The following is a 20,380-nucleotide window of genomic DNA, read 5'->3' on the forward strand; positions in this document are numbered from 1 at the left end:
CCGGCTTTGGTGCCGGGCAATTCCACCTTCCTTTGGCCAGCCGCTTTCCGGCACCTCGTCCATCGTTTTTGAAAATCGATGCAAAAAAGCAGTTGACCGCCGGAGTGTCTTATCTATAATTCAAACGTTCGTTTTATTTAACGAAGCACAAAAAGAGACCTAAAGGAGAATCGCTTGAACAAGCTGATCGTGAAGAAAGCTGCCGTGCTCGGCGCGGGCGTGATGGGGGCGCAGATTGCGGCGCACCTCGCCAACGCCAACGTGCCGGTCGTGCTGTTTGACCTGCCGGCGAAGGATGGAGACAAGAACGGGATCGTCAAGAAGGCCCTCGACGGCCTCAAGAAGCTGGACCCGGCGCCGCTCGCCAGCAAGGGCAAGCTCAAGTTCATCGACGCCGCCAATTACGACGAACACCTGCCGCTGCTCGCTGAGTGCGATCTGGTCATCGAAGCCATCGCCGAACGCATGGACTGGAAAAACGACCTCTACGCCAAGATCGCGCCGCACATCGGCGCCCAGGCGATTGTCGCGTCCAACACCTCGGGCCTGTCGATGAACGCGCTGGCCCAGGGCCTGCCGGAAGCCATCCGGCCGCGCTTCTGCGGTATCCACTTCTTCAATCCGCCGCGTTACATGCACCTGGTCGAGATCATCGGCACCCAGAGCACCGACGGCGGTACGCTCGATGCGCTGGAAACCTGGCTGACCTCGCGTCTCGGCAAGGGCGTCATCCGCGCGTTGGATACGCCGAACTTCGTCGCCAACCGGATCGGCGTCTTCTCGATCCTCGCCGTCATGCACCATACCCAGGCTTTCAGCCTCGGTTTCGACGAAGTCGATGCGCTGACCGGGCCGAAGATCGGCCGCCCGAAGAGCGCCACCTATCGCACGGCCGATGTCGTCGGCCTCGATACGCTGGCCCACGTCGTCAAGACCATGCAGGACACGCTGCCCAACGATCCGTGGCATCAATATTTCACCAGCCCGGCCTGGTTGCAGGCGCTGATCGGCCAGGGCGCCCTCGGCCAGAAGACGCGCTGCGGCATCTTCCGCAAGCAGGGCAAGGAAATCCAGGTCCTTGATCTGGCCAACCAGGTTTACCGCAAGTCGGCCGGCGAAATCGCCGACGACGTCGCCGCCATCCTGAAAATCAAGAACCCGGCCGAGAAATTCGCCGCGCTGCGTGCCTCCAGCCACCCGCAGGCCCAGTTCCTGTGGGCCATCTTCCGCGACATCTTCCATTACGCCGCCGTCCAACTGGAAAGCGTCGCCGACAATGCCCGCGATCTTGATTTCGCGATGCGCTGGGGCTTCGGCTGGGCGCAGGGGCCGTTCGAAACCTGGCAGGCCGCCGGCTGGAACGACATCGCCCAGGCCATCGCCGCCGACATCGCCGCTGGCAAGAGCATGAGCAATGTCGCCTTGCCGGCCTGGGCGCTGGAAAGTGGTCGTACCGGCGTGCATGCCGCCGAAGGTTCCTATTCCGCCAGCAAGAATGCCTACGTCGCCCGCTCGACGCTGCCGGCCTATCAGCGCCAGCTGTTCCCCGAGCGCGTGCTCGGTGAAACCGCCGTGGCTCCGGAAAAATCCGGCGAAACGCTGTACGAGAACGACGGCGTCCGCCTGTGGAAGATGCCGGCGGTCGACGCCGGAATTGGCATCATTTCCATCAAGTCGAAGATGCATACCATCGGCGACGAAGTCCTCGACGGCGTGATCGCCGCCGTGCGCCAGGCCGAAACGACGCTCGATGGCGTGGTGATCTGGCACGAAGCGCCGTTTGCCGTCGGCGCCAACCTGCAGCAAGTCGGCGAAGCCTGTGCCGCCGGCCAGTTCGATATCCTGGAAAAAACCGTCGAGAAATTCCAGCGCGCCTCGCAGACGCTGAAATACGCGCAGGTGCCGGTGGTGGCCGCAGTGCAGGGCATGGCGCTGGGCGGCGGTTGCGAGTTCGTCATGCATGCCGGCAAGCGGGTGATGGCGCTGGAAAGCTATGTTGGCCTGGTCGAAGCCGGTGTCGGCCTGATTCCGGCCGGTGGCGGTTGCAAGGAATTCGCCGTGCGCGCAGCCGAATGGGCCGCCCAGTCGGCGACACCGGGCGAGGTCTTCAACTACCTGCAGCCGGTGTTCCAGACCATCGCCATGGCCAAGGTCGCGAAGAGTGCGGTCGAGGTCGTCGAGATGGGCTTTGCCAAGCCGTCCGACACGATCCTGTTCAACGCCCACGAGTTGCTCTTCGTCGCGATCAAGGAAGCCCGCGCCATGGCCGAGGCAGGCTATGCGCCGCCGAGCATGGCGCGCGGCATCCCGGTCGCCGGCAAGAACGGCATCGCCACCTTCGAGATGATGCTGGTCAACATGAAGGAAGGCGGCATGATTTCCGCCCACGACTACAAGGTCGCCCGTTCGGCCGCCGTTGCCCTGTGCGGCGGCGAAGTCGAGACCGGTAGCCTGGTCGATGAGGAGTGGCTGATCACCGTCGAGCGCCAGTTGTTCGTCGAATTGCTGAAGACCCCAGAAACCCAGGCCCGGATCAAGCACATGCTGGAAACCGGCAAGCCGCTGCGTAACTAATCGGGTCGAGGAGACATAGAAAATGAGCAAACAGATTCAAGACGCCTACATCGTCGCTGCGACCCGCCTGCCGGTCGCCAAGCGCAACGGCATGTTCAAAAACGTCCGGCCGGACGACATGCTGGCTGCCGTCATCAAGTCCGTCGTCGCCCAGGTGCCGGGCGTCGATCCGGCACTGATCGGCGACGTCATCGTCGGCTGTGCGATGCCGGAAGCCGAGCAGGGCATGAATGTCGCCCGCATCGGTGCGCTGCTGGCCGGCCTGCCGATCACCGTACCGGGGATTACCATCAACCGTTTCTGCTCCTCCGGGGTGCAGGCGGTGTCCGATGCCGCCAACCTGATCCGCCTCGGCCTGGCCGACGTGATGATCGCTGCCGGCACCGAGTCGATGAGCGTGATGCCGCAGATCATGGGCAACAAGATGTCGATGAACCCGGCCATCTTCGCCAAGGAGGAAAACCTCGGCATCGCCTACGGCATGGGCCTGACCGCCGAGAAGGTGGCGCAGCAGTGGAAGATCAGCCGCGAAGCGCAGGATGCCTTCGCATTGGCCTCCAACCAGAAGGCTTGCGCGGCGATTGCCGCCGGTCACTTCAATGCCGAAACGACGCCTTACACCATCCGCGAAAGCCTGCCCGACCTGAAGAGCGGCCAGATCAAGCTGCGCGAGCGCACCGTCGAATTCGATGAAGGCCCGCGCGCCGATGCCTCGCTGGAAAAGCTCGGCAAGCTGAAGCCGGTGTTCCATGCCCGTGGCTCGGTGACGGCCGGCAATTCTTCGCAGATGTCGGATGGTGCCGGCGCGGTGATGCTGGTGTCCGAGAAAATCCTGCGCGAGCACAACCTGACGCCGCTGGCCCGCTTCGCCGGCTACGCGGTGGGCGGGGTGGCGCCGGAAATCATGGGCATCGGCCCGATTGCCGCCATCCCCAAGGTACTGGCCCAGGTCGGCATCAAGCAGGACGACCTCGACTGGATCGAGCTGAATGAAGCCTTCGCCGCCCAGTCGCTGGCGGTGATGCAGGAACTCGGCATCAATCCGGCCAAGGTCAATCCGTTGGGCGGCGCCATTGCCCTCGGCCATCCGCTCGGCGCCACCGGCGCCATCCGGATCGCCACCGTCGCGCATGGCTTGCAGCGTACCGGCGGCAAGTACGGCATGGTGACGATGTGCATCGGTACAGGCATGGGCGCCGCCGGCATTATCGAGCGGATCTGATCCGGTGAAACCCGCCTGGCTAGCCAAATTGCCGCCGGCCTGGCGGGCCCGCATGGTGCGCCTCGGCTTCAACTTCCATCCCGCCTTTCGCGGCACCGGGGGGCGGGTGACGCATGTTGCGAAGGATTTGCGCCACATCCGCATTCGCCTACCGCTCAACTGGAAGACCAAGAACATCGTCGGTTCGCTCTACGGCGGCGCGCTGTTTGCGATCACCGACGGGGCACACCCCATGATGCTGATGGCGGCGCTGGGGGACGGTTACATCGTATGGGACAAGGCGGCCAGCATCCGCTACCGCAAGCCTGGCTACTCGACGCTGTACGCCGATTTCGTGCTCGGTGACGAGGAGGTGGCCAGTATCAGGACGGCGCTGGCCGAATGCCCGGAGCTGGAACGGACCTACACGGTGGAATTGAAGGATCGCCACGGCACGGTGCATACCGTCGTCGAGCGAACGGTTTATATCGCTGACAAAAACTACTACCGACAGAAAAACGGTGGAGGAGACAAATGATTACATCGCATAGCGTTCGGCGGGCGGCACTGGTCGCGGCATTGATTGCCGTGCCCGGGCTGCACGCGGCGGAAGTGGCCGGGGTCAGGGTGGACGAGAAGGTGCGCGTCGGCGGCAGTGAGTTGCTGTTGAATGGCGCCGGTCTGCGCAGCAAGCTGTTCATCAACCTCTACGTCGGGGCGCTCTACGTCAGCCAGAAGTCGGCCCAGCCGGCGGCATTGCTCGATACCGCCACGCCGCGCCGAATGACCCTGCGCCTGCTGCGCGACATCGGCGCCGATACCTTGCATGGCGCGCTGGAAGATGGCCTGCACAACAACAGCGGTCCGGCCGAGTTGGCCGAGATCAAGGTGCCGGCCGAGCAGTTCGGTGCCATGCTGAAGGGGTTCGGCAAGCTCAAGGAAGGTGATACCGTTGCCATTGATTTCTCCGCCGAGGGCGTCAGTGTCAGCCTGAACGGGGAAATGCGCGGCAAGGTGGCCGGCCCGGCATTCGCGAAAGCGCTGCTCAAGGTCTGGCTCGGCGACAAGCCGGCCGACGCCTCGTTGAAGAAGGCGCTGCTCGGCAACTAAGGCACAGGAGGAGACAAAAATGGAAAAAATCTGGCTACAAAGCTATCCCAAGGGTGTTCCGGCCGAGATCGACATCGAGCACATTCCGTCGCTGGTCGCGCTCTTCGAAACCGCCTGCACGACCTACGCCGACAAGGTCGCCTACATCAGCATGGACAAGGAGATGACCTACCGCCAGCTCGATGAGGAAAGCAAGGCCTTCGCCGGCTGGCTTCAATCGCTCGGCTTGCAAAAGGGCGAGCGCGTCGCGCTGATGATGCCCAACCTGCTGCAATACCCGGTCGCCCTGTTCGGCACGTTGCGCGCCGGTTGCGTCGTGGTCAATTGCAACCCGCTCTATACGCCGCGTGAGCTGGAGCACCAGTTGAAGGATTCCGGCGCGACGACCATCGTCATCGTCGAGAACTTCGCCCATACGCTGGAGCAGGTTATCCAGCACACGGCGATCAAGCATGTGCTGGTCACGCCGCTTGGCGAAATGCTCGGCGCCCTGAAGGGGGCGATCGTCAATTTCGTCATCCGCCACGTCAAGAAGATGGTGCCGGCCTGGAAGCTGCCCGGTTCGATCGGCTTCAACGCCGCGCTGGCGGCCGGCCGCCGGCACGGCTTCAAGCCGGTGGCGCTGGCCCGCGACGATGTCGCCTTCCTGCAATACACCGGCGGCACGACCGGCGTTTCCAAGGGGGCCATGCTGACCCACGCCAACATCGCCTCGAACGTGACCCAGGCCTATAGCTGGATCAAGCCGGTGGTGAAGGAGGGGCAGGAATTCATCATCACGGCGCTGCCGCTCTATCACATCTTCGCGCTGACCGCGAACTGCCTGACCTTCCTGATGATCGGCGCCCGCAACCTGCTGATCGCCAATCCGCGCGACATTCCGAATTTCATCAAGGAGTGGGGCAAGTACCCTGTCACCGTGGTGACCGGCGTCAATACGCTGTTCAATGCGCTGCTCAACCACCCGGATTTCGCGAAGCTCGATTTCTCGACGATGAATGTCACCCTCGGCGGCGGCATGGCGGTGCAGGGGCCGGTCGCCGACAAATGGCTGAAAGTGACCGGCACGCCGTTATTGCAAGCTTACGGCTTGACCGAAACCTCGCCGGCGGCGACGATCAATCCGCTCGATATGCACGAGTTCAACGGCGCCATCGGCCTGCCGATTTCCTCGACCGAAGTCTCGATCCGCGACGACTACGGCAACGAAGTGCCGCAGGGCCAGGTCGGCGAAATCTGCATTCGCGGACCTCAGGTCATGAAAGGCTACTGGCAGCGGCCGGACGAAACGGCACTGGTCTTCTACCCGGACCGCTTCCTGCGCACCGGCGACATGGGCTACGTCGATCCAAAAGGCTTCGTTTTCCTGGTCGACCGCAAGAAAGACATGATTCTCGTCTCCGGCTTCAATGTTTACCCGAACGAAGTCGAGGAGGCCGTCGCCATGCACCCCGGGGTCATGGATGTGGCCGCCATCGGCGTGCCTGATGAGCACTCGGGCGAGGCGGTGAAGATTTTCGTCGTCCGCAAGGCGGTCAATGTCACCGAGAAAATGCTGATCGAGCACTGCCGCGGCCTGCTCACCGGCTACAAGATTCCGAAGCATGTCGAATTCCGCGACGACCTGCCGCGTACCAACGTTGGCAAGATTCTGCGTCGCGCACTGAAAGAGGGAGCATAAATGCCGATTCCTGCATCACTGAACAAGAACCTGCGCCTGCCGGTCATCTGCGCGCCGATGTTCATCATCTCCAACCCGGACCTGGTCATCGCCCAGTGCCAGAGCGGCGTCATCGGCTCCTTCCCGGCGCTGAACGCCCGCCCGAAGGAATTGCTCGACGAATGGCTGACGCGCATCCGCGCCACGCTGGCCGAAAGCCCGAACGCCGCGCCGTTCGCCGTCAACCAGATCATCCACCCCTCCAACGAGCGGCTGGAACACGACATGGCGCTGTGCGTGAAGCACGAAGTGCCGCTGATCATCACCAGCCTGTCGGCGCCGACCGCCATCGTGCCGCCTGTGCATGCCTACGGCGGCAAGGTCTTCCATGACGTGATCAGCGTCCGCCATGCCGAAAAGGCGCTCGAAGCAGGGGTCGATGGCCTGATCCTGGTCTGCGCCGGGGCCGGCGGCCACGCCGGAACGCTTAGCCCGTTCGCGCTGGTCGGCGAGATCCGCAAGTTCTACGACGGCCCGATTGCACTGTCCGGCGCCATCACCAACGGCAAGGCCATTCTCTCGGCGGAGGCGCTGGGCGCCGATTTCGCCTACATCGGCACCCGTTTCATCGCCACTCACGAAGCCCATGCCGTCGAAGCCTACAAGCAGGCGATCGTCGATTCCGCCGCCAAGGACGTGGTCTACACCCCGTACTTCACCGGGGTGCATGGCAATTATCTGACCAAGAGCATCCTCGCCGCCGGCCTCGACCCGGCCAACCTGCCGGAAAAAGACAAGACAGCGATGAGCTTCGGCAGCAGCCGCGATGCCAAGGCCTGGAAAGACATCTGGGGCGCCGGGCAGGGCGTTGGCACGATTGACGAGGTGATGTCGACCAGCGAACTGGTCGACCGCCTGCAGCAGGAATATCGCAGCGCCAAAGCGGCGTTGTGTAGCAGCCCGTTCTGAACGTTCTGAAAAATACTAAAAGGAGACAACAGCAATGAGTGATTACCGCGCCCCCGTCAAAGACATGCGCTTCGTGATGGATGAACTGGCCGGCTTCAAGGAACTGAGCCAGATCGCCGCCTATGAGGAAGCGACGCCGGATCTGGCCGATGCCATTCTCGACGAAGCCGCAAAATTCGCTGGCGAAGTTCTGGCCCCGCTCAACCGCGTCGGCGACAAGGAAGGCTGCAAGCTGACCGCCAGCGGCGTCACTACGCCGAACGGCTGGAAGGAAGCCTACGCCCAATACCGCGAAGCCGGCTGGAACGGCATCACCTCGCCGGCCGAGTTCGGCGGCCAGGGCCTGCCCGACACGCTGGGCATCGTCGTCAAGGAAATGCTGTGCTCGGCCAACATGGCCTTCAGCCTGGGCCCCTTGCTCACTACCGGCGCCGTCGAAGCGCTGCTCACTTGCGCCAGCGACGAGCTGAAGGCGATCTATCTGGAAAAGATGGTCAGCGGCGAGTGGACTGGCACGATGAACCTGACCGAGCCGCAGGCCGGCTCTGACCTGGCGCTGATCCGTTCGCGCGCCGAGCCGCAGGCCGACGGCAGCTACCGCGTCTTCGGCCAGAAGATTTTCATCACCTACGGCGACCATGACATGACCGAGAACATCGTGCATCTCGTGCTCGCCCGCTTGCCGGATGCGCCGGCCGGGGTCAAGGGCATCTCGATGTTCCTGGTCCCGAAATTCCTGGTCAATGCCGACGGCTCGCTCGGTGCCCGCAACGACGCCCACTGCGTCTCGCTCGAACACAAGCTCGGCATCCACGCCAGCCCGACCTGCGTCATGGCCTATGGCGATAACGGCGGGGCGGTCGGTTACCTGCTCGGCGAAGCCAACCGCGGCCTCGAATACATGTTCATCATGATGAACGAAGCCCGTCTCGGCGTCGGCCTGCAGGGCATCGCCATCGGCGAGCGCGCCTACCAGCAGGCCCTGGCCTTCGCCCGCGAACGCAAGCAGGGCCGCGATGCGCTGACCGGCGAAGCGCTGGTCACCATCGACAAGCACCCGGACATCCGCCGCATGCTGATGCTGATGAAGTCGCGCGTCGAAGCCTGCCGCGCGCTGGCCTACTACACCTCGGGGCTGCTTGACCGCGCCCACGCGGCGACCGATGCCGACGAGAAGAGGCGCAATCTGTTCCTCGCCGAATTCATGATCCCCATCGTCAAGGGCGGCGGTACCGAAATGGGCATCGACGTCACTTCGCTCGGCATCCAGATCTACGGCGGCATGGGTTTCATCGAGGAAACCGGCGCCGCCCAGCACTGGCGCGATTCCCGCATCACCACCATCTACGAAGGGACGACCGGCATCCAGGCCAACGACCTGCTGTTCCGCAAGCTGATGCGCGACCAGGGCGCCACCGCCAAAGTCGTTTTCGGCGAAATCTACGCCACCGCCAAGGCCCTCGGCGCCTCCGGCAAGCCGGAACTGCAAGCTATCGCCCAGCGCCTCGGCATCGCGCTCAAGGCCTGGACGGAAGCCACCGAGTGGCTGGCCGGCAATGCGAAAACCGGCCTTTCCGGGGTGTTGACCGCAGCCGTGCCTTACCTGCACCTCGCCGTTACCGTCTGCGGTGGCTGGTTCATGGGCAAGGCCGCGCTGGCAGCTGCCGGCTATCTCGACAAGGGGGAGGGCGATCAGGCCTTCTACCGCGCCAAGATCGCCACCGCCCGTTTCTACGCCGACCAGCTGCTGCCGCAAGCCATCTCTTATGCCGAAACCGTCAAGGCCGGTGATGCCGCGCTGGCCGGGATCGGCGACGAAGTGTTCTAGGCGAGCAAAGATCTTCTCTGCGGGGGAGCCCGGTCACCCGCCCGGTGTCTTCCCTTATTTATGGGGCCTTCGGGCCCCTTTTTTTCGTTCGGGTTCCACGGGCTCAGGCTTTTGCCGCATGGGCCGCACTCAGTTTCTCCGAGACAAACTCGGCCCGGGAGGTCGAGTTGTTCGCCTGGTTATTGATCACGCACCAGGCAAAAAATTCCTGGGGGACGATCTGGCATTCCAGGGCGAGCACGCCGGAGCGCTGAAAGTTTCTACGGGCAGCCACCGCGACGGCTTTCCATTTTTCAAAGGAATCCTCGAAACATTCCGGGTCGGTGGCCGTGGCCTTGACCTGCGCCCAGGTTTCCTCGGTGTACCAGGTGACCCCGATGACGAGCGACTGGCTGCGGCGTTTCGCTTTCAAGCTTTGATAAAGCGTCGGTTTTCTCATGGGCTGAAGACGTGCTGGAAATTGATGAAAATATTTCCAACCGTATGCAAAACCCGCGCCAATTCATGTTCCTAATTAAATCAGGTGCTTGGAGTGATCCCTGGCGTCGTGTTTCCGACAAGTGCTGTCACGACCTTCTTGGTTGCCTGGGGGCAGAAAAGAGCCCCTTGCAGACTTACCCAGATTTGGAGAGCGGTCGTTCAGGAACATAGAAGTGAGGCGCGGCAGGAGCGCAGCACAGGAAACCACAAGCACAGCTTGTGGCCATCGCTCTCGACTGCCCGGTTAGCGCTAAGGCCCAGACAGTGCCCCCCACCCGATCTTGAATAAATAGGAAAGTGCTTTGTTTGCGATATCTGCGACTTGCTCCTTGGCTGCAGAGTTAAATGCTTCTGAAAGCTCTTGTCCAATTGATTTGCCCTTTTTGCTTGCATCAATTGAGGATGGAATTACCTTCAGTATTTCAAGAGATTTTGGACTCAATGTAACGAAAGCGTTCTTGCCGCGTTGCGTGACTCCAACAGAGCCAATGAGGTACCCAGTTTCATAAAGCCAGTTCACCGTTTCATAAACAAACTCTAGCTCCTTAGTCATATCTTGAATTTCGCCGTTAACTAGGTAACGACCTGTCCAGTAGCCACTGCTAGAGATGGTTTCAGAACACTCTTCGCAGCCAGTGATTTCTTCGAAATTCAAACCTGCTCGGCAGGGAAAACTGTTCTGCAAGACTGCGAAGATGCACCCTACGTAATAGTTGAACTTATCAATGTTATTTTCCATGCTTAATTTTCAAGAGAAGCGCTAATAGTTATTCACGAGCAGAAACGTCCAGGTTATTGCTAATAATACGAACACTATTGAATCGCTTGTGAGGTTTCGAATGACATAGAGAGTATCGGGTGCGGATCTCCTTATCAATCAGCAATCATACGGACTGAGCCGATGTCCGCTTTGGATCTGTTTCTTGAGAGGCCGCTTCTGGCTGAGTGTTACCTTTTTGCGAACTTCCTAACGAATCTGTTGCCGGATGCCATCAGAACCCAACAACTGGCAGACGCACCATGCAAAGCTTGATTTTCAAAATCACCGGCCTGAAAGATGAGACCTCCGTACGTGCCTTGGCCAATGCCATTCAAGACTTGCCGAGTATCGGCCACGTCGAGATATCGCTGGAAAAAGGGGAGGCGAGTGTCGAACACGGCCGGTTTGTCAGTCCGGATGACATTCTTCAGGCCATCATCGATGCCGGATTTGAAGCCGAATATTCGTTGTGAAAGCATTCACTTGATAGTTGCCGGAACAGGACGCACGACTCAACGGCCATAGGGCATTGGCCTTGCATAATGGACGAAGGGCGCTCGCCTCGGGCACAATCACCGGATGATTACTGACGAAATGCAACTGGAATTTGAGGACGGCTTGCCCGTCGTAGTGAATGAAGACCGGCTCTGGTGCGACAACGGATGGACGGCCCGTGTCATAAAAAACGAGGACGACGAAGGCTGGGCGGTGTCGATGACTAAAGACGGCGAATCCGAGCCAGCCCTGGTTGGGCCCTGGACGATGGGGCGGGACAAGAAGAATCCCAAACCGCTTGATGCCTCGGCTTTTCAAGTCCTGGTCAAGACGGCATCGGAAGTCATCCGGCGTCATGAGCATCAATTGCACGCCATGCTCCACAAGAAGGTCACGGTGGATACAGCAAGCGGGCGGATCAATGTGATGCTCGACATTGTTCCGGATGAATACGAACCCTATGCGCTGCTCAGCGCCCAAGATCCTTTCGGCGAGGTGCTGGCCGAGATTCGTGTCGAGCCAGGCTTCAAATTGACGACGAGCAGTGCGCAAGCCTGGATCGAAGACGATTTCCGTTCGCCGGGCTGAGCGCTAGCTCGAACGGCTTGCCGTTCGCTGTCTGGTTCATCCACTTTGCCGATTGTTGAAGATTGTGAAGCGAGCGGGGAATCGATATATACTGTACAAATACACAGTATATCGAGGTGTCGCATGAACCAGCAGATCGAACAGATAAAGGGTGTTGCCATGGGCGTCGTCAATGGCATTCTGGCCTCGGCTCGCAAGCCCAGTGTGAGCTTCAAGCGGGTGTTTGAGCTGCAGCCGGGTGAGCGCGAGGAAGTGCTGGTCGTGGGCAGCGTGCACCGGGACTACTGCGCCAGTTATTGCATCGCCATCCTGAATCCCAGGGTGACGCTGCAAGAGCAGCTGCAACCGACGGTTGCCTACAGCCCGGCCAGCTTGAAGGAGCTGGTGGCCGGGCATTGCGATGCCATGGTTCAGGTGCAGGTCATCGATCAATGTACGACTGTGGCCAGTAGCTATCACGCCGATCAGCGGTAAAGCGCCATGTGTGAGTGCTACGAACTGAAGGCAAGTGCCCGGGAGTTGGTGCGGCACTTCAAGCAGCTCGATCTCGGTCAACGGGAGGTTTCCCGGTTGGCGGAAATGCATCCGACCGATCCGGTGCTGATGGTCACCCGCAACAGCACGGGTTATTTGGCCAGCCGTGCCCGCTGGGGGCTGGTCGGGAGCTTTCTCGACCTGGCGCCGCGTAATCCGCTGATCAATCTGCACAGCGAGGATCTGGAGGCCAAGCCGTTTTACGGAAAACTCCTGAAACGGAATCGCTGCCTGATTCCTGCGACCGCATTTTTTGAGTGGCAGGCAGTCAGCGGCGGCAAACGGAAGGTACGGATCAGTGATAGCCGGCGGAAGCCGCTGATGCTGGCCGGCATTTACGATCAGCATCGGCTGGCCGGAACGACCTGCGCGATTTTGACGATGGCGGCCAACGATAGCGTCGCTCCCATCCACCAGCGCATGCCCGTCATCCTGACCCAGGAAGAGGGAGCCTTCTGGCTGGCCGAACATGATGAATTTCCGTCGGAAGCGTATGCCGAGATGGTCCTGCCGGCATCCCGTGGTGCGCTGGTGACGGAAGTGCTGGCCGAGCCGGAAGTGTCGCCGCAACTGGCCTTCGCCTTTGCCTGAAAATTCCCGCCGGCGACCCAAGGAAGTTCTTGTGGGACGCGGGAATGGCCGGGGGCAGTTAGAGCCCGCCGCCCCAGCGGTGTTGCCAGGCGATGCTGATGGTGTCGAAGTCGGTACCGGTCCGGGTGTAGACGCCGCTACTGGCGTGAACCTTGATCGAGTTCCGGCGGTCGATAGGCAGGGCCAGGGTGGCAGCGAAGCGGGAGTTTTGCTGGAGGTCGTTGCCACGCACGCCATCGAGCGTCGTACGTCCGCCGGCGAAATGCGCTGCCGTCATCGCGACCCATACCCCGGAATTGAACGCGTAAACCAGATGCGCCTGGGCGCCATAAATGGGGTTCTGCTCGCGCCGCTTGCCGCCGTAGAAATCGTTGTTGTCGCCGAACAGTGTCGCCGAACCGCTGAGTTCCAGCGTCCACGGTCCCCAGCCCTTCGAGATGCCGAGTTCGGGTTTGATGTACCAGCGGTTGGTGCCGATGTTGACCAGCCTCTCCCGGTCGTATTGCCCGGTCGGCAGAGAGATCTGGAGGCTGCCGCCAATGACCAGGTCATGCCGGTAGCCGGCGAACTGATCCAGCGTCAGGGCAGGGGCGCCGTAGAAGTTCATCGACAGGCGCAGCTTCGGATCACCGAATCCGGATACGTCGCGCGTCACCGCTTGGCCCTGGTAGTCGGCGGTGCCGTTGAGCGATGCGTAGGGCAGGATGAAATCGAACTTGGCCGATTGACCGCCGATTTCCAGCACCCGGGCGTAGGCCAGGACGCCGAGATCGGTCTTGATCTTGGCATTGGTCAGCGGCACCGCCGGGTCGAAGGAGATGCCGCCTTTGGAGTAGCCGGCGCCAACAATCAGGAAATTGACGCCGATCGGCGCATTCGAATATGTCCGCGGTTCGATTTCCTGTGCCTGGGTAAAGCCGGCAAGCAGCATCAGGGGCAACGAGAAAACAAGCCTGGTAGCGGGCATGGTGGCGGATGTCTGAAAATGGGCGGGGGCGGTGTAAGGTCCGGTTCAAGTCAGCGCATTTGATGCTCAATACATTACACGGAAAGTCAGCCCTGCGCTGCCTGCGGGATGCAGGTCCGGCTGGCGAAGAAAGCAGCAAGGGCTATTATTCATTCGACTGATGCTCAAACGCCAAGGGAGTCGAATCATGACCGACCATCATGCTGCCTATACTGCCGATGAAGCGTTGCAGCGCCTGAAGGATGGCAATGCCCGTTTCGTTGCCGGCGAGGCCCGTTTTCCGACGGTGCAAAAGGAAGTCCTGGCCGAACTGGCCAAAGGCCAGCAGCCTTACGCCACCATTCTCGGTTGCAGCGACAGCCGGGTGCCGCCCGAACTGGTTTTCGATGCCGGTTTCGGTGAGTTGTTCGTGGTCCGGGTGGCCGGCAACGTGCTCGGTCCGTCGATCCTCGGCACGCTGCAATATGCCGGTTCGCACCTGCATACGCCGCTCTTCGTAGTGCTGGGCCACGAAGGCTGTGGGGCGGTCAAGGCGGCAATCGCCTCGAAGTTCCATGGGGCTGTACAAAAGAGCCGGATCGAGGTGCTGCTCGAAAATATCCTGCCGGCGCTCGATACGCTGGATGGCGAGCAGCCGGACGAGGTGCTGCTGCACTCGGCGGTCGAAGCCAACGTTCGGCATACGGTACGCGAACTGCTCGATACGCCGGAAGCCAAGGCCAATCTGGTCGCCGGTCATATGAAACTGGTCGGCGCGGTGTACGAGCTAGAGTCGGGACGCGTCCGCTTCCTCGACTAAGGGGACCCGCCCTTGGGGCGATGCCTGCGGTCAACACCTCTGGACGGGCAAATTCTCAATCGTTTTTCAGATAAGGCTTGCGGGGCGGGTCTGCGCGGCAAGCCGGCTGTTCATTGTCATTTCCCTGTGGCATAGTGGGCAAAAATGCTGCGGTGCAGCAAAAAAACAAACCAACAAGGGGAATGTCATGTTCGATTTCTGGATCCAGTTCGCGCTGGTTTTAACCGCGATTCTGATCGGTATCCGGCGCGGTGGGGTAGCGCTCGGGTTGATCGGCGGCCTCGGCGTCGCGGTGCTGACTTTCGGTTTCCGCGTTGCACCATCCGAACCACCGATCACCGTGATGCTGATCATCCTTGCCGTGGTCACCGCCTCGGCCACCTTGCAGGTTGCCGGCGGGCTCGATTTCCTGGTCCAGCAGGCCGAGCGCCTGATGCGCCGGCATCCGCAGCAGATCACGCTGCTCGCGCCGCTCTCCACCTTCCTGCTGACCGTGTGCGTCGGCACCGGCCACGCCGTCTATTCGCTGCTGCCGGTAATTGCCGATGTCGCGCTGAAGACGAAAATCCGCCCGGAGCGGCCGATGGCGATTGCCAGCGTCGCCTCGCAGATGGGCATTACAGCCAGCCCGGTGGCGGCCGCCGTCACCACTTTTCTGGCGATGACGGCAAAGACCGCGGCGCCGGTCACCCTCGGCCAGATCCTGATGGTGACGTTGCCGGCCGGCCTGATCGGCGTCATCGCCGCAGCGCTGTGGAGCATGCGGCGCGGCCTCGATCTCGACCAGGACCCCGAGTTCCTTGAACGGATGCAGGACCCGGCTTTCCGCGCTTCGGTCGAAATGTCGGTGACGACGCTCGACAAGGAGTTGCCGCCGGCGGCGCGGCTGTCGGTCATCCTCTTTTTCTCCGGCATCCTGAGCATCGTCGCGCTGGCGCTGTTGCCGCAACTCTTGCCGCTGGTCAAAGGCAAGCCGATGCCGATGACGACGGTGGTCCAGGTGGTGATGCTGGCCTTTGGGGCCTTCATCCTGTTCGCCGGTAACGTCAAGGCGGCGGCGATTGCCAAGTCGGAAGTGTTCACCGCCGGCATGATCGCCGTAGTCTCGATCTTCGGCATCGCCTGGATGAGCGATACCTTCGTCAAGGCCAACGAGAGCTTCCTCGTCGACAACATCAAGGCGATGGTCGAATACGCGCCCTGGACCTTCGCGCTGGCCATGTTCGCCGTCTCCGCCTTCGTCAAGAGCCAGGCGGCGACGCTGACCATCATGCTGCCCTTCGGCCTGGCGCTCGGCCTCTCGCCGCAACTGCTGCTCGGCCTGATGCCGTCCTGCTACGCCTATTTCTTCTTTGCCTTCTACCCGAGCGACCTGGCGGCGATCAACATGGACCGCAGCGGCACGACGCGGATCGGCAAATACCTGCTCAACCACAGCTTCATGATTCCCGGCTGGATCGGCGTCATCGTCTCGACCATCGTCGCCTACGCGCTGGCCCAGGCGTATTTCTGAGCCGCCAAAAGGTTGGCCCACCGAACCCCGCACACAACGGTAAGGATTGTTGCACACCGTTACTTGAAATATCGGGGGGCCGCCCGTATCTTCTATCCATGCGCTGACCAGACATCAGCCTGACGGTCGCCACCTCCCCCTCTCCCCCGGCCGTCCGAAAGCCCCATACTCCCCCGGTGTGGGGCTTTCGCCTTTCTGCGGCTTGGGAAAGGCCGCGAATTCCGATTATTCTTGGCCCCCGTTTTGCCGAAGCCGCGAAAGCCCATGCCGAGAAGAAGAAAAAAGAAGGTCGCCCGCATCCTTTACCCGTCGAGCGGCCCCTTGCCGGCCCGGCTGGCCGAGCAGTTCGCCGGGCGCCTGCTGGTCTTCAGCGATGCCAGCCAGCGCCGGCACGGTGGGCTGGCGGCAGTGCTCTTCGCCGATCAGGCGGGCGAGCCGCTGGTCAGTGCGCGGACAGTGCCGCTGATCGGCAGCAACGAACTGGAATTGCAGGCCGCCCTGTTCGCGCTGGCCGAGGTCGAGCGCCAGTTTCCCGGGCAGCAAGCCAGCCTGTTTTCCGATAATCAGGATGCGGTGACCCGCCTGACTCGCGCCGCGACGCTCGGTCTGGCCCAGGACCCGGTACTGGCCGCACTGTGCGCCGAGCAGGGTGTGGCTGCGACACTGGCCCGAGTCACGATCCATTGGGTGCGCGGCCACGCCACCTGCCGCGGCAATACCCTGGCCGACCAGCATGCGGCGGTGGCCGCCGCCTAGCTTAGGGTTGCCTGGTTTTAGCCTTTTTTGAACGGTCGACCGCAGGCATGGCGTTTGTCACGACTGCTGTGCCGCCATCAGTGACGAAACTGCTCGGCGACGATGCCGTGCCGGGTCAGCTTGTCGTAGAGCGTCTTTTTCGGTGTCTGCAGTAGTTCGGCGGTCTGCGCGACATTGCCGGCGCAACTGTGCAGGGCGCTTTCGATGGCGCGCTTTTCCGCGGCATCGACCTGTTCGGCCAGTGACAGGCTGGCGGTTTCGGGGGCGGCAACGGCGCGCAAGGCATCGGGCAGGCCGAGTGCCCAGCGGTCGGCGACGTTTTTCAGTTCGCGCACATTGCCCGGCCAGTCGTGCGCCGCCCAGCGGGCGAGGTCGGCCGGCGTCCAGGCGGCGAGCGGGCGCTGGTAGCGGCTGGCGGCTTCCTGCAGGAAATTGGCCATCAGCAGCGGAATGTCGTCGCGCCGCTGGCGCAAGGGCGGCAGGTCGAGACTGACCACATTCAGGCGGTAGTAGAGGTCGGCCCGGAACTGGCCGGCGTCGGACGCCGCCTTGAGGTCGGCCTTGCTGGCGGCGACCAGGCGGCAATCGACCGGAATCGCCGTGTTGCTGCCCAGGCGTTCGACGCTGCGTTCCTGCAGCACGCGCAGCAGCTTGACCTGCAGGTTGAGCGGCATCGATTCGATTTCGTCGAGAAACAGCGTGCCGCCATTGGCGTGCTCGATTCGGCCGATGCGCCGCTTGCCGGCGCCGGTGAAGGCGCCCGCTTCGTGGCCGAAAAGTTCGCTTTCGAATACCGTTTCCGGCAGGGCGCCGCAGTTGATGGCGACGAAGGGGCCGCGCCGGCCGCTCGCTTCGTGGATGGCGCGGGCGACGACTTCCTTGCCGCAACCGGTTTCGCCGTTGATCAGGATGTCGACGCCGGTCGGCGCCAGCGTCGCGACCAGCCGCCGGATGTGCTGGATGGCCGGCGACTGGCCGATGATCTGGCTGACGCCGTGGCCGAGGCGCTCCTTGAGCTGGCGGTTTTCCTGGAGCAGGGCGCGTTTTTCCAGCGCGCTGCGTACGGCGGCGACCAGCCGTTCGGATGGAAAGGGCTTCTCGATGAAGTCGTGTGCCCCTTCGCGCATCGCTTCGACCGCCATGCCGACATCGCCATGGCCGGTAATCAGCAGGACCGGCAGTTCGCGGTCGTGCTGGCGCAGTTCGCGAAGCAGGGTGAGGCCGTCGCGTCCGGGCAGGCGGACGTCGCTGACGACCAGCGCCGGGCTGGCGGTGGCCAGCGCGGCGAGCATGCTTTCGCCGTCGGCAAAACCGCGCACCGGAATGTCGGCAATCGACAATGCCTGCTCGCAGCCCTTGCGGACGGCGGCGTCGTCCTCGACCAGGAAAACCGGAAAGTCAGCCATTGATCACGGCCTTGGCGTAGCTCGGCCGGTCGAGATCGACGGTTTCGACGCTGAGCTGGATTTCGGCCCGATTTTTCGGGTCGACCGCAGCGACCAGCGCGGCGAGCACGGCATCGGCCAGCTCCTTGCGCTCCGCATCGCTGCGCCCGGCGAGCAGGGCGATGCGGACATGGGCGAAACCACGCGGGGTCGGGCTGATGCCGACCAGGAAGGTTTCCAGGCCGATCGCCCGGCTCTTGATGTCCGGCTCGCTGAACAGGCCGGAGTCGAACATCGCGGCATTGAGCGCGGCGAGGGCGCGGGTCGGGTTGAAGTTGCTCAGGTTGCGGGTGTATTCAAGTGTCAGATGGGGCATCGGGGTCTCCTGCGGCGGGCAGCGTCAGCACGAAAACGGCGCCGCCCTCGGGCGCATTGTGCGCGCTCAGCGTACCGCCGTAACTTTCGACGATGGTCAGCGAAATGGCCAGGCCGAGGCCTAGGCCTTCGCCGGCCGGCTTGGTGGTGTAGAAAGGTTCGAACAGGTGGTGGCGCACTTCCTCGGCCAGGCCGGAGCCGTGGTCGCGGACTTCGATGGCGACCCGTTCGCCGTCATGGCGGGTGCCGACTTCGAGCAGGGCATCGGTCTGGCCGGCCATCGCATCGAGTCCGTTGCGCAGCAGATTGACCAGCACCTGTTCCAGCCGGCCGGCTTCGGCGATCAGCCGCAGGTCCCGGGCGACCGGGGCGACGGCGATGCGGGCGGCGGTTTCGCGGCGGCGCGGCTCGACGATCATCAGCGCATGCTCGATGGCGTTGGCGACGCTGACCGGCTGCGGGGTCGGCGCTTCCTTGCGGGCGAAGATCTTGAGCTGGCGGACGATGCGGCCGGTACGCTCGACCAGTTCGCTGATCATCTGCAGGTTTTCGGCCACTTCGCCATGTCGACCGCGGGCGAGCAGGGCGCTGGCGTTGTCGGCGAAGGTTTGCAGCGCGGCCAGCGGCTGGTTGAGTTCGTGGCTGATGCCGGCCGACATCTGGCCGAGGGTCGCCAGCTTGCCCGCCTGGACTGCGGCATCGCGCGTTTCGCGCAGGATGGCCTTGGTGCTTTCGAGAGCAGCGATCTGTTCGGTGAGGTCGGCCGTGCGTTCGGCGATGCGGCTTTCCAGCTCGCCATAAACGCGGCGCAATTCCTCGCGGCGGCGGGCGCGGTGGCGGAAGTGGGCGGCCAGGCCGAGCAGGAAGGCGGCGGCGAAGGCAACGGCAATGGCGCCGCCGAGGGCTGCCGCCCGGGCTTCGCCCGGATTGCCGAACTGCACGACCTGCCAGCCCTGTGTGCCGACCGGACGGGTATGGATCAGCCATTCGCGCGGCGCTTCTCCGGGCAGGCTCAGATGCTGCGGCTGGTCGGAATCGAGGCTGAAAGCGCGATCGGTCAGCGCGGTAATGGGCTGGCCACCATATTGCTGCGTATCGGCCAGCCGCGCGCTGACCGCTTCGGCCAACGGCGCCAGGGTGCGATAGCGCAGCTTGCGACTGGACGAGAGGAAGACGATGCCGTCGCCGTCGGCCAATAGCAGTGTTTCGCCGGCGCCGGCCAGGGCCTGTTCGAGGCTATCCAGACCAACCTTGACGACGATGACACCCAGCGCCGCATCCTTTTCCCGGACCGGAGCGGCAAGGAAGTAGCCGGCTTCACCGGTCGTCACGCCGACGCCGTAGAAACGGCCCAGGCCGCGCTCAAGGGCATTGCGAAAATACGGCCGGAAGGCGTAGTTGTGGCCGATGAAGCTGTGCGGCTGACGCCAGTTGCTGGCGGCAAGCGTCTTCCCGCGGGCATCGATCAGGTAGGCCACGGCGACCGCGGCGCCTTGCTGCGCCGCTTCGAGATAGGCGTTGGCGGCGGCGACCCGTTGCGGGTTTTCCGGCTCATGCAGCAGGGCGAGCAGCGAAGGGTCGAGGGCGAGCAGGCCGGGCAGCGCTTCGTGCCGGGAAAGTGTCGCTTCGAGCGACAGGGCAAAGGCGTCGAGGCGTTGTGCCGAAAGGCGCCGTTCGCCATCGAGATGGAAGGCGAACAGCGCCCGGTAGGTCAGCCAGCCGAGCAGCAGGCAGCAGCCGAGCGCTGCTGTCAGCAGGAACAGGAAGCGGCGTTTGGGTTCGATGCTGCTGCGCT

At 62.6% G+C, this 20,380-nt stretch carries 20 protein-coding genes; 14 read left to right on the forward strand and 6 right to left on the reverse strand.

The features are described from left to right. Positions 1–174: 174 nt before the first annotated feature. From GH663_RS06605 to GH663_RS06635, 7 genes are read left to right on the forward strand one after another with little or no spacing between them, the layout of a single operon-like run. A complete protein-coding gene (locus tag GH663_RS06605) occupies positions 175–2,574 on the forward strand; it encodes a 3-hydroxyacyl-CoA dehydrogenase/enoyl-CoA hydratase family protein (protein WP_153130869.1) in 2,400 nt (799 codons plus the stop codon). A 22-nt stretch (positions 2,575–2,596) separates the two neighbouring features. Beyond that, entirely contained in the window at positions 2,597–3,796 is a 1,200-nt protein-coding gene (locus GH663_RS06610; RefSeq protein ID WP_153130870.1) for an acetyl-CoA C-acyltransferase, read from the forward strand. Between the two features lie 4 nt (positions 3,797–3,800). Continuing rightward, the gene (locus tag GH663_RS06615; RefSeq protein ID WP_153130871.1) at positions 3,801–4,313 is read left to right on the forward strand and encodes a DUF4442 domain-containing protein; all 513 of its coding nucleotides are present in this window, start codon (positions 3,801–3,803) and stop codon (positions 4,311–4,313) included. Next, on the forward strand, positions 4,310–4,885 hold the full coding sequence (locus GH663_RS06620; protein ID WP_066882442.1) for a chalcone isomerase family protein: 576 nt from the start codon (positions 4,310–4,312) through the stop codon (positions 4,883–4,885). The genes GH663_RS06615 and GH663_RS06620 overlap by 4 nt, the downstream gene beginning before the upstream one ends. 19 nt (positions 4,886–4,904) lie before the next feature. Beyond that, complete coding sequence (locus tag GH663_RS06625) at positions 4,905–6,566, forward strand: long-chain-fatty-acid--CoA ligase (RefSeq protein WP_153130872.1); 1,662 nt, start codon at positions 4,905–4,907, stop codon at positions 6,564–6,566. Continuing rightward, complete coding sequence (locus tag GH663_RS06630; RefSeq protein WP_153130873.1) at positions 6,567–7,514, forward strand: NAD(P)H-dependent flavin oxidoreductase; 948 nt, start codon at positions 6,567–6,569, stop codon at positions 7,512–7,514. 34 nt (positions 7,515–7,548) lie between these two features. Continuing rightward, on the forward strand, positions 7,549–9,342 hold the full coding sequence (locus tag GH663_RS06635) for an acyl-CoA dehydrogenase C-terminal domain-containing protein (RefSeq protein WP_153130874.1): 1,794 nt from the start codon (positions 7,549–7,551) through the stop codon (positions 9,340–9,342). 103 nt (positions 9,343–9,445) lie between these two features. On the opposite strand, the gene GH663_RS06640 is transcribed toward GH663_RS06635, so the two are convergent. Together GH663_RS06640 and GH663_RS06645 are read right to left on the reverse strand one after the other, a co-directional pair. Continuing rightward, positions 9,446–9,754 carry a hypothetical protein gene (locus GH663_RS06640; RefSeq protein WP_153130875.1) on the reverse strand — a complete coding sequence of 103 codons (309 nt, stop codon included), beginning with the start codon at positions 9,752–9,754 and terminating at the stop codon, positions 9,446–9,448. Positions 9,755–10,072: 318 nt separating this feature from the next. Further along, positions 10,073–10,561: a hypothetical protein gene (locus GH663_RS06645; RefSeq protein ID WP_153130876.1), complete on the reverse strand. Its 489-nt coding sequence runs from the start codon at positions 10,559–10,561 to the stop codon at positions 10,073–10,075. A 281-nt stretch (positions 10,562–10,842) separates the two neighbouring features. On the opposite strand from GH663_RS06645, the gene GH663_RS06650 reads away from it, so the two are divergent. The 4 genes from GH663_RS06650 to GH663_RS06665 all read left to right on the forward strand — a co-directional run bounded on the left by GH663_RS06650 (position 10,843) and on the right by GH663_RS06665 (position 12,790). Continuing rightward, positions 10,843–11,055 carry a heavy-metal-associated domain-containing protein gene (locus tag GH663_RS06650; protein ID WP_153130877.1) on the forward strand — a complete coding sequence of 71 codons (213 nt, stop codon included), beginning with the start codon at positions 10,843–10,845 and terminating at the stop codon, positions 11,053–11,055. A gap of 106 nt (positions 11,056–11,161) precedes the next feature. Beyond that, a complete protein-coding gene (locus GH663_RS06655) occupies positions 11,162–11,665 on the forward strand; it encodes a hypothetical protein (protein ID WP_153130878.1) in 504 nt (167 codons plus the stop codon). Positions 11,666–11,788: 123 nt separating this feature from the next. Then, a complete protein-coding gene (locus GH663_RS06660; protein ID WP_153130879.1) occupies positions 11,789–12,139 on the forward strand; it encodes a hypothetical protein in 351 nt (116 codons plus the stop codon). 6 nt (positions 12,140–12,145) lie between these two features. Next, positions 12,146–12,790: an SOS response-associated peptidase gene (locus GH663_RS06665; RefSeq protein WP_153130880.1), complete on the forward strand. Its 645-nt coding sequence runs from the start codon at positions 12,146–12,148 to the stop codon at positions 12,788–12,790. Positions 12,791–12,848: 58 nt separating this feature from the next. On the opposite strand, the gene GH663_RS06670 is transcribed toward GH663_RS06665, so the two are convergent. Then, a complete protein-coding gene (locus GH663_RS06670; RefSeq protein WP_153130881.1) occupies positions 12,849–13,757 on the reverse strand; it encodes a transporter in 909 nt (302 codons plus the stop codon). Positions 13,758–13,944: 187 nt separating this feature from the next. On the opposite strand from GH663_RS06670, the gene GH663_RS06675 reads away from it, so the two are divergent. The 3 genes from GH663_RS06675 (at position 13,945) to GH663_RS06685 (ending at position 16,825) form a co-directional block, all read left to right on the forward strand. Further along, a complete protein-coding gene (locus GH663_RS06675; RefSeq protein ID WP_170291352.1) occupies positions 13,945–14,556 on the forward strand; it encodes a carbonic anhydrase in 612 nt (203 codons plus the stop codon). Positions 14,557–14,743: 187 nt separating this feature from the next. Next, positions 14,744–16,069, forward strand: a complete 1,326-nt coding sequence (locus tag GH663_RS06680) for an anaerobic C4-dicarboxylate transporter (protein WP_153130883.1) — start codon at positions 14,744–14,746, stop codon at positions 16,067–16,069. Positions 16,070–16,333: 264 nt separating this feature from the next. Then, positions 16,334–16,825 (forward strand): RNase H family protein, encoded by a 492-nt coding sequence (locus GH663_RS06685; RefSeq protein WP_153130884.1) that lies wholly within the window; start codon positions 16,334–16,336, stop codon positions 16,823–16,825. Positions 16,826–16,902: 77 nt separating this feature from the next. Here GH663_RS06685 and GH663_RS06690 read toward each other — a convergent pair whose 3' ends face one another. The 3 genes from GH663_RS06690 to GH663_RS06700 are packed head-to-tail and all read right to left on the reverse strand — an operon-like array spanning position 16,903 to position 20,369. Next, positions 16,903–18,231 carry a sigma-54-dependent transcriptional regulator gene (locus tag GH663_RS06690; protein WP_153130885.1) on the reverse strand — a complete coding sequence of 443 codons (1,329 nt, stop codon included), beginning with the start codon at positions 18,229–18,231 and terminating at the stop codon, positions 16,903–16,905. Beyond that, on the reverse strand, positions 18,224–18,586 hold the full coding sequence (locus GH663_RS06695; RefSeq protein WP_153130886.1) for a 5-carboxymethyl-2-hydroxymuconate Delta-isomerase: 363 nt from the start codon (positions 18,584–18,586) through the stop codon (positions 18,224–18,226). Before GH663_RS06695 ends, GH663_RS06690 begins: the two co-directional genes overlap by 8 nt. Next, positions 18,567–20,369 carry a sensor histidine kinase gene (locus GH663_RS06700; protein ID WP_246181530.1) on the reverse strand — a complete coding sequence of 601 codons (1,803 nt, stop codon included), beginning with the start codon at positions 20,367–20,369 and terminating at the stop codon, positions 18,567–18,569. Before GH663_RS06700 ends, GH663_RS06695 begins: the two co-directional genes overlap by 20 nt. Positions 20,370–20,380 lie beyond the last annotated feature (11 nt).

It is taken from the genome of Dechloromonas hortensis, from assembly GCF_009469765.1.
Classification (GTDB): Bacteria; Pseudomonadota; Gammaproteobacteria; order Burkholderiales; family Rhodocyclaceae; genus Azonexus; species Azonexus hortensis.

What these genes read in the sequence shown, in the direction of transcription:
- GH663_RS06610 (WP_153130870.1), top strand. Translation starts at nt 2,597, where the DNA reads ATGAGCAAACAGATTCAAGACGCCTACATCGTCGCTGCGACCCGCCTG.
- GH663_RS06620 (WP_066882442.1), top strand. Translation starts at nt 4,310, where the DNA reads ATGATTACATCGCATAGCGTTCGGCGGGCGGCACTGGTCGCGGCATTG.
- GH663_RS06625 (WP_153130872.1), top strand. Translation starts at nt 4,905, where the DNA reads ATGGAAAAAATCTGGCTACAAAGCTATCCCAAGGGTGTTCCGGCCGAG.
- GH663_RS06630 (WP_153130873.1), top strand. Translation starts at nt 6,567, where the DNA reads ATGCCGATTCCTGCATCACTGAACAAGAACCTGCGCCTGCCGGTCATC.
- GH663_RS06635 (WP_153130874.1), top strand. Translation starts at nt 7,549, where the DNA reads ATGAGTGATTACCGCGCCCCCGTCAAAGACATGCGCTTCGTGATGGAT.
- GH663_RS06645 (WP_153130876.1), bottom strand. Translation starts at nt 10,561, where the DNA reads ATGGAAAATAACATTGATAAGTTCAACTATTACGTAGGGTGCATCTTC.
- GH663_RS06650 (WP_153130877.1), top strand. Translation starts at nt 10,843, where the DNA reads ATGCAAAGCTTGATTTTCAAAATCACCGGCCTGAAAGATGAGACCTCC.
- GH663_RS06655 (WP_153130878.1), top strand. Translation starts at nt 11,162, where the DNA reads ATGATTACTGACGAAATGCAACTGGAATTTGAGGACGGCTTGCCCGTC.
- GH663_RS06660 (WP_153130879.1), top strand. Translation starts at nt 11,789, where the DNA reads ATGAACCAGCAGATCGAACAGATAAAGGGTGTTGCCATGGGCGTCGTC.
- GH663_RS06665 (WP_153130880.1), top strand. Translation starts at nt 12,146, where the DNA reads ATGTGTGAGTGCTACGAACTGAAGGCAAGTGCCCGGGAGTTGGTGCGG.
- GH663_RS06670 (WP_153130881.1), bottom strand. Translation starts at nt 13,757, where the DNA reads ATGCCCGCTACCAGGCTTGTTTTCTCGTTGCCCCTGATGCTGCTTGCC.
- GH663_RS06675 (WP_170291352.1), top strand. Translation starts at nt 13,945, where the DNA reads ATGACCGACCATCATGCTGCCTATACTGCCGATGAAGCGTTGCAGCGC.
- GH663_RS06680 (WP_153130883.1), top strand. Translation starts at nt 14,744, where the DNA reads ATGTTCGATTTCTGGATCCAGTTCGCGCTGGTTTTAACCGCGATTCTG.
- GH663_RS06685 (WP_153130884.1), top strand. Translation starts at nt 16,334, where the DNA reads ATGCCGAGAAGAAGAAAAAAGAAGGTCGCCCGCATCCTTTACCCGTCG.
- GH663_RS06690 (WP_153130885.1), bottom strand. Translation starts at nt 18,231, where the DNA reads ATGGCTGACTTTCCGGTTTTCCTGGTCGAGGACGACGCCGCCGTCCGC.
- GH663_RS06695 (WP_153130886.1), bottom strand. Translation starts at nt 18,586, where the DNA reads ATGCCCCATCTGACACTTGAATACACCCGCAACCTGAGCAACTTCAAC.